The organism is Paracoccus sp. IB05 (assembly GCF_016405985.1).
In the GTDB taxonomy this organism is placed as follows: Bacteria; Pseudomonadota; Alphaproteobacteria; order Rhodobacterales; family Rhodobacteraceae; genus Pseudogemmobacter.
The window spans coordinates 1-945 of sequence record NZ_JAEFCF010000095.1; the positions used below are offsets into that span (position 1 = coordinate 1).

Annotated in this window: 1 protein-coding gene; it reads left to right on the forward strand. The window is 65.7% G+C overall.

The window, feature by feature from the left end; translation table 11 throughout:
- Positions 1-581: 581 nt before the first annotated feature.
- Positions 582-905, forward strand: a complete 324-nt coding sequence (locus tag JC607_RS25185; protein ID WP_088233866.1) for a DUF736 domain-containing protein — start codon at positions 582-584, stop codon at positions 903-905.
- Positions 906-945: the final 40 nt, after the last annotated feature.

The following is a 945-nucleotide window of genomic DNA, read 5'->3' on the forward strand; positions in this document are numbered from 1 at the left end:
GTCGTCATGAGCGCACAGGGCTCAGTCTTTCCCTCTTTCCGGCCTCTTCGATCATGGGTCTGCTGATCGGTGGTGCGTTTTGATCGCGCTTCCTGCCCTGTCCCTCTTCCCGATCAAGCGCTTGGGCGGCAGGTGCCGATCCGACGTCTCGGCCGTATCCAATCTGATGCGTCGACTTGCCCGTGGCGGCAGGTCGGCGGGGAAGGGCGCGCACTGGCCTGCTTGCAGCCCGGGTGATCACCGCCGGTGGTTGCCTGTGGGGTCGTCCTGCCGGTTCCTTCTGGATCGCCGCTGTCTCCTGTCTCTCTGGAGGTGACGGGACCGCTCGCATGCGTCCTCTGTGATGGGCTGATCTGGCCGAAGATCAGCGCGCGGGAGCGCGCTTCGACGTCTCGGCGCAACAGCGTCGTTGAACTTTCTTCCCCTGCCGGCGGTGCCGTCATTCCTCGCGGAAGACAAGAAAGCCCTGCCTGTGCTGTCAGGGTCCCGGACGGGACTGCGCCGGCCGTCGTCTCCGGCCTGTCGATCGCCATCGAGGCCGCAATGGAGCGGACTCGAACACGAGAGAATGGAGACAGACAATGGCGACCATCGGCACCTTCAAGAAGACCGGCAACGAATACACCGGCGAAATCGTCACCCTGAGCGTTCAGGCCAAGGGCGTGCGCATCGTCCCCGACCTGCGGGCCACGGGTGAGAACGCACCTTCGCACCGGATCCTGGTCGGGCGCGCGGAGATCGGCGCCGCCTGGTCGAAGCGCTCTACCGAGGGCCGGGACTATCTGGGCCTGAAGCTGGACGATCCGAGCTTTGCGCACCCGATCTACGCCAACCTCTTCGACGACGAGGACGGCGAGGGCTCGAGCCTGATCTGGTCGCGCCCCAACAGCCGCCGAGGGGAGTAATCCCCCCAACCAGGGCCCCGGTCGAAAGGCCGGGGCCTTT

Excerpts from the sequence above, each read along its gene's own strand:
- JC607_RS25185 (WP_088233866.1), top strand. The coding sequence starts at position 582 with ATGGCGACCATCGGCACCTTCAAGAAGACCGGCAACGAATACACCGGC.